A 5,929-nucleotide genomic window follows, 5' to 3' on the forward strand; every position below is an offset into this window, starting at 1 on the left:
GGACCCCGCCATGCCCAACATCCGACGGCAGCCCCGCGCCCCCCGGCACATGGATCACCCCAGATCAGCCGACGCCAACCGAAACAGCGAGGCTAGTCATGAGAGGTGACGGCTTCCGAGATGTCCAGCAGACCCTTTGACGCGGTCCTGTGTGACCTCGACAACGTGATTCGCTTCTATGACATGGCTCCACTGGCTGAGTTGGAACGTGCTGCGGGACTGGCCGAGGGCACTACGGCGAGGCTGGCCTTCGCCCCTGAAGTGGACCTGCCGCTTCTCCTCGGCCGGATCACCAAAGAGCAGTGGGTGGACTCCATCACGTCGGCGCTTTCAGGCCAGGTGCCACAGACGGGTGCCCGTCAGCTGGGCATGGCGCTTGCCGATGCTCCGTTCCGGGTCGACGACGCGGTGGTGACCCTGCTGCACCGGGCGCGGAGACACATGCCCGTGGTCCTCGTGACCAACGCGGCTCTGGAGGTGGAGCGCGACCTTGAGTCGATGGGGTTGGCTGATCTCGCGGACCACGTTGTCAGCAGCGCTCGGGTGGGGGTGGCCAAGCCGGACCGTGAGATCTATGAGATCGCGGCCCGGCGGGCAGGATCCGCTGCTAGCCGCTGCCTGTTTGTGGACGACCGGCTGGAGAACATTGAGGCCGCCATCACTCTCGGGATGACCGGTGTGCACTACCACGAGCCTGCCGATCTCCAGAAAGCGCTGGGCTTCTTGCTCAACGACTGAGAAGTCCCCTCCTCCCCAACGGTCCGTCCCGTGAGCTTGTGAGGAGCCCCTTGGCATGCTTATGGTCGTCTTGACGATAAGCGGGGGAAGGGGCTTCCTGAATGACCACGACGACGGTGAGCAAGCGCGCCGCGACCGGAGCACTGATCGGGCTCGCCCTCGGGGACGCCCTCGGCTTCCCGACCGAGTTCAACGACGTGCCCTCGATCCTCGCCAAGTGCGGTCCCTGGCGGGAGATGGAGCTGCCGAAGCGCGCGTTCGTCTCGGACGACACGCAGATGACTCTCGCGCTCGGGCATGCACTCAGGACCGCCATGGACCGCGGCACGCTCACTCCGAAGCGTCTGGAGCGGCCGCTGCGCGAGGAGTTCGTCGACTGGTACCAGTCGCCGGAGAACAACCGTGCCCCGGGTAGGACCTGCATGACCGCCTGCTGTCTACTGAAGGCGGAGGGACGGGTCTGGCAGGAGGCCAGCCAAATCGGCTCCAAGGGCTGCGGCGCCAACATGCGTGTGGCCCCCATAGGGCTCGCGCCCAGGCTCAGCGACGAACAGCGCGCCGGTGCCGCCCAGTTGCAGTCCGCGCTCACCCATGGCCACCCGACGGCCCTGGCAGCCTCGGACCTCACCGCCCGCGCAGTGCACCTGCTCGCCCAGGGCGCCGACCCCGTAGGGCTCGTCGGCCGACTGCGGTCGTACGCCTACGACAACCGCACCCGCTACCACCACACCTGGCTCGGTGACCTGTGGACCCGCTCCCAGGATCCGACCCCCGAGCACTTCATCGCGCGCGGTTGGGACGAGTGCCTGAAGATCCTGGACCGGCTCCAGGAGACTGTGCGCACCGTCTCACCGGAGACCGACCCGTGCCTGCCCACCGGTGCGGGCTGGGTCGCCGAAGAGGCCCTCGCCACGGGCCTGTTGTGTTTCCTGCTCTTCCCCGATGAGCCCGTCACCGCCCTGCGCCGAGCCGCCTGCTCCTCCGGCGACTCGGACTCGATCGCCTGCCTTACCGGCGCCTTCGCGGGCGCCTGGCTCGGCGCGGACGCCTGGCCCGCTCAGTGGGCCGACCGGATCGAGTACCGGGGCGAACTGCTGGCCCTGGGAGAGCTCTGGGACGCATAGGGAGGCTCGTGAGGAGGTCGCGCAGCAAGGCAACCGGGGCGGGCCGTGGGAGCGGCATTGCGCGCGCCTGGGCGAGAAGGCGAGTGTGGTACCCGAGCGGCGCCTGCTCAGCTTCGTGGTGCGGGCGCGCGGGCCTCCTCGGCCCGGCGCTGCGCGAGGTGAGCGGCAACCTCGGCGTCGTACGCCACGTCGACGCCGCCCGGGCCCGCAACCGGCTGGGCCCGGGTCCGCGTTCCACCGAGGACGCCGTCACCGTCGGCGGACAGAGCCTGCTCGACCTCAGTCTGCTCACCCGTCACTGACCAAGCGTCAAGAGGACCCGGGTGACCCGAGCGGAGACGATCAGGCGGCGACTTGGAGCCGGAAGTGCAGGTCGGTGGCATCGGCGTGGGCAGGTCTTCCGTGCGGATCGGTGACCGCGGTCACGGCCAGGCCGGCGGTCGTAGCCAGTTCCTCGAACTCATCGCGGGAATACCAATGCAAGACCCAGGGGCGCTCCACGACACTCCTGTCGGAGCCGTGGTGGCGTTCGTAGCGCAGAAGCATCGTCTGCGTCCGGCTTGTGTCATCGCGTTGTTCGGCGACGACGGACACCCGAAGCTCGGCGCCGTCGGGTGCGGCGGCCGTGCGCACGTGGCCGATCTGTTCGGCCGGGGTCGGTACGGGGGTGAACAGGGGCACCAGGGCGGCGCCGTCGTCCGCCAAATGAGCGCGGATGCCGCGCAGCGCGGCCAGCGCGGTGGCGTCGTCCGGGAGCAGGGTGAAGGTCGGCCCGGCGAGGAAGATCGCCCGATAGCGGCGGGGCAGGTTCAAGGCCTCCATGCGCTGGTGAAACACGGTGACGGGGAGGCCTTGCTCATCCGCCCGGCGCCGCAGGCGCTCCAGCATGTCCGCGGAGGAGTCGACGCCCTCGACCTCCAGGCCGCGTCGGCGCAGTTCCAGTAGGGGATCGCCGTCCCCGCATCCCAACTCCAATGCCGGTACGCTGACTTGCCGAATGAGGGCAGCGTACGGCTCAGGATCCTGGGAGACGGACTTCAGCGGTCGGTAGAGTTCCGCGACGATGCCGGTGTAGAAGTCAGCTGGATCCACGCCCGCCAGCCTACGCACACCCATGCCGGGGGCTCACTCCAATATGATGGCCGGGCCACCCACGTGCGTTCCTGGCACTGCTCGGCGCGGTGACTTTGACCCGCCGTCCGACGTCGGATGAAAATGCCAAGACTTCGGAAGCCGAACGGCCCTCCACGGCTGTCACCGCACAGCGAGGCACTCGCGGGATCACCCTTGCCTCCTACGACGATGGTGAGGCCGAACAGCTCTTCGCGGAACGCAAACGGGCCCTACGCCCGTGCCGCGCCTACCAGGGCGACGGCGTCTTGTCAGGGGTCCGGTGCATGATCGGCAGATCAGTACCTCTACAGGGATGGAGGCGCTATGCCGATCACAAATCAACAGGCAGCGGGACACGCGTTTCTGAGGCAGTTGTACACGGACCCGTACTTCCCCGATCACGTCGTTGACAAGGGCAGGGCGATCCTGTTGCGCCTGTGCGAGCGGGTCGAGGCTGAGCAGCCGACGGATCTGGCTGCCCTGTACGCGCTCACCCAGGCCGCGACGGAGGAGTTCAACCTGCTGGAGGCGGAGTTCGAGGCAGCCGGAAGTGAGATCGAGACGGTTGCGCGGGAGGAGATCGCTGAGGACTTCTGGTTTGTCGCGTCGGCCTACGGGTTCACGGACGCGGATGTAGAGAAACTGATCGCCACCCGGGATTGGTGAACGAGGACCGGACAGCTCGTTGCCCGCCCTCACAGGCTGACGCCGGCATCACCCTGAACAGCCCCACGGGTCGCCCAAGCGGTGCAGCGCCCGCGCGTCGGGCGTCTTCGGTAACAGGGCTTGCAGCACGTAGCTGTGGTTGCCGGTGTAGGAGTGCTCGTGATGCGCGTAGTTCGCCGACCAGGGCTCGTACGGATGGCGAAGGAGTCCAGTCACGGAATAGCCGCTGCGACCGGTCTCCCTGTACATGGGCATCGGGTCGGCGAGCGCGCCCGGCACACCCATGGTGCGGCGGCATGCCACGCCTCACAACTCCTCTCAATCGGCGATCAGGGTCGGGGCAGGTGCTGGCCAGACTGGTGGCGGCAACGGTTGAATGCCACCGTGGAGAGTATCTGGACACCGGCTCACGAGGCAGTGGAGAACGAGGACGCAGAGACTCTGGCTCAGCTGCTGGTCCGGGGGTCGACCCCGATGAGGTATGCGGCAACATGACGCTTCTGACGCACGCCATCGACGCGGAAGGTGATGGTGCCTTGCAGACGGGCGGCCCGCTGACTGTGCATACGACCGCAGTGCTCCTGGCCTTCGGCGCCGACCCGCAGCTCCCAGGGCCCGACGGGCAAGCGCCCATGGACCTCGCTGTTGAGTACGGACATGATCTGGCAGCCAAGCTGTCGCAGCGGCACATCAGCGAGTCAGGGGGCGCAGGCAAATGAGGGTGCAGGCGAAGCTGGTGAAGGCGAGGCTGGTGAAGGCGAGGAAGTATTCGGCCTTGCGCTCGAAGTGGCGATGAAGGCGGCGACGGAGAGGTGTTGGTGATCGGAGCGATGGCGCTGCGTTCAGTCATGTGACACCAAGCCGCACTTTCTGTGCGATCCGGGCCCGCGGGTCCGCCGCCTCTCTCCTGAGCCACAGGGGAGGCGGGATTTTCGTTATGCACGTGTGAGACGCGGGTCGATAGACGGATGGCACACTCCTGCGTGCCATGAAGAGATCCTCAATGAAGAAGCGCCTCAGACCCCTGCTGCTGGCGGCCGCGAGCCTGACCGTGGCTGTCGCCGCGAGCGCGTGCGGTCCGGCCAACGGGGGAGCCGTGTCGGCGAATCCCACGGTCGCCGGCGCGGAGCCGTCGACCGGGAGTCCCATGTCGCCTCAGGCATCGGCGAGTTCGCCGACGACTTCCCCGGTGCCCGCATCGTCGAGTCCCACCCCGGCCCGCACCACGTCCACGCCTACACCGAAACAAGCAATCGTCGAGAACACAGCCGCGCCCCGCACTCGCGCCGCCTGGCCCCGTGTCACCTTCGCCCAGCTGACGTTCGAGATACCTCCGGGCTGGACACTGACGAAGTACGGCAGCGACGCCTGTGTGCAGCCCGCATACCGAGCCGGGCTGCCCACGACGTTCGGCTGCGCCGGAATCGCCATCAAGTCCGGCTCCATCGCCGGCAACGAACTGCGGCTCTACGAGGCCCGTCAGCCCGGCGGCTGGTACGCGGCCACCGACGTTCAGCCCTGTCCGGTCCGCCCGACCCTCGCGGACGGTTCATTCAACGGCATCACCAGCGGCACGTCGTCGCCGCCGGTCGAGTCGGGCCTGCGTCCGGTGGGCAGCCGCAAAGCGGCCTACGACCGCTGGACGGCCGCCTGCACGAGCGGCTACCGCTTCTCACCCCAGGCGTGGCACCTGCCCGTCTCCAGGGTGCTGTTCCTGGACTACACGGGGCACGCGGAGACAGCCCGGGTGCTGGAGTCGGTCCGCTTCCCCGGCTGATCTTCACCCGGGTCACCGTCGACAGTGGCGCAGGACCGGAACGCAGTGGCGGATTGCGAATCGGGGGCGTTCGAAACATGCACCGGGCGTCCCCGACTTCCATACATGTCACGGGTTTTGACGATATATGGGGGGCGATTCCGCAATGGCGATCCGTGACACCTGCCACGGGCGGGGCGACCGAGGTCGCACGCATGGCACACCGAGCGATCGGCGAACCTCGGCGAGGACGCCGTCTGGTCCCAGCTGACCGCCGACGGTTCGTGACGGCAGGCATGCCCGGTCCAACGCCTTGCTGCCGACCGGGAGATGAGGACGCAGCGAGGCTGCTGGCCGGACTCGCCGTGGACCATACTGGTATCACGGCCCTGATCCGGCGTCGGCGCAGGCAGGCGCGGTTGGCGCGGGTGGAGTAGGCCTAATAGGCACGTGGGTTGGCCGCTGGGTCCGCCCAGGCAGGGGCCGATCAAGACGTCTGGGATGTATGCAGCGCCTGGAGTGCTTCGACAAG

General features: G+C 67.9%; 8 protein-coding genes. 6 read left to right on the plus strand and 2 right to left on the minus strand.

Annotated features, from left to right (window positions below; all coding sequences use genetic code 11):
• The first annotated feature begins 120 nt into the window (after nucleotides 1-120).
• From ACWC91_RS41145 to ACWC91_RS41155, 3 genes are all read left to right on the plus strand, one after another.
• Entirely contained in the window at nucleotides 121-738 is a 618-nt protein-coding gene (locus ACWC91_RS41145) for an HAD-IA family hydrolase (RefSeq protein WP_450644788.1), read from the plus strand.
• Nucleotides 739-839: 101 nt separating this feature from the next.
• A complete protein-coding gene (locus ACWC91_RS41150; protein WP_450644790.1) occupies nucleotides 840-1,862 on the plus strand; it encodes an ADP-ribosylglycohydrolase family protein in 1,023 nt (340 codons plus the stop codon).
• Nucleotides 1,863-1,945: 83 nt separating this feature from the next.
• Nucleotides 1,946-2,164, plus strand: coding sequence for a hypothetical protein (locus tag ACWC91_RS41155; protein WP_225080142.1), 219 nt, complete (start codon nucleotides 1,946-1,948; stop codon nucleotides 2,162-2,164).
• A 40-nt stretch (nucleotides 2,165-2,204) separates the two neighbouring features.
• Here the strand turns inward: ACWC91_RS41155 and ACWC91_RS41160 are convergent, their stop codons facing one another.
• Nucleotides 2,205-2,954, minus strand: a complete 750-nt coding sequence (locus ACWC91_RS41160) for a class I SAM-dependent methyltransferase (protein WP_450644792.1) — start codon at nucleotides 2,952-2,954, stop codon at nucleotides 2,205-2,207.
• A gap of 345 nt (nucleotides 2,955-3,299) precedes the next feature.
• Here ACWC91_RS41160 and ACWC91_RS41165 point away from each other — a divergent pair, with 345 nt between their 5' ends.
• Nucleotides 3,300-3,641 carry a DUF5713 family protein gene (locus ACWC91_RS41165; RefSeq protein WP_225080140.1) on the plus strand — a complete coding sequence of 114 codons (342 nt, stop codon included), beginning with the start codon at nucleotides 3,300-3,302 and terminating at the stop codon, nucleotides 3,639-3,641.
• A 48-nt stretch (nucleotides 3,642-3,689) separates the two neighbouring features.
• On the opposite strand, the gene ACWC91_RS41170 is transcribed toward ACWC91_RS41165, so the two are convergent.
• Complete coding sequence (locus ACWC91_RS41170) at nucleotides 3,690-3,944, minus strand: hypothetical protein (protein ID WP_450644794.1); 255 nt, start codon at nucleotides 3,942-3,944, stop codon at nucleotides 3,690-3,692.
• A 188-nt stretch (nucleotides 3,945-4,132) separates the two neighbouring features.
• Here ACWC91_RS41170 and ACWC91_RS41175 point away from each other — a divergent pair, with 188 nt between their 5' ends.
• Complete coding sequence (locus ACWC91_RS41175; protein WP_450644796.1) at nucleotides 4,133-4,360, plus strand: hypothetical protein; 228 nt, start codon at nucleotides 4,133-4,135, stop codon at nucleotides 4,358-4,360.
• Nucleotides 4,361-4,629: 269 nt separating this feature from the next.
• On the plus strand, nucleotides 4,630-5,418 hold the full coding sequence (locus ACWC91_RS41180; RefSeq protein WP_225080137.1) for a hypothetical protein: 789 nt from the start codon (nucleotides 4,630-4,632) through the stop codon (nucleotides 5,416-5,418).
• The last annotated feature ends 511 nt before the right edge of the window (nucleotides 5,419-5,929 follow it).

The organism is Streptomyces sp. NPDC001204 (assembly GCF_053598035.1).

What these genes read in the sequence shown, in the direction of transcription:
- ACWC91_RS41150 (WP_450644790.1), top strand. Translation starts at nt 840, where the DNA reads ATGACCACGACGACGGTGAGCAAGCGCGCCGCGACCGGAGCACTGATC.
- ACWC91_RS41175 (WP_450644796.1), top strand. Translation starts at nt 4,133, where the DNA reads ATGACGCTTCTGACGCACGCCATCGACGCGGAAGGTGATGGTGCCTTG.
- ACWC91_RS41180 (WP_225080137.1), top strand. Translation starts at nt 4,630, where the DNA reads ATGAAGAGATCCTCAATGAAGAAGCGCCTCAGACCCCTGCTGCTGGCG.
- ACWC91_RS41165 (WP_225080140.1), top strand. Translation starts at nt 3,300, where the DNA reads ATGCCGATCACAAATCAACAGGCAGCGGGACACGCGTTTCTGAGGCAG.
- ACWC91_RS41145 (WP_450644788.1), top strand. Translation starts at nt 121, where the DNA reads ATGTCCAGCAGACCCTTTGACGCGGTCCTGTGTGACCTCGACAACGTG.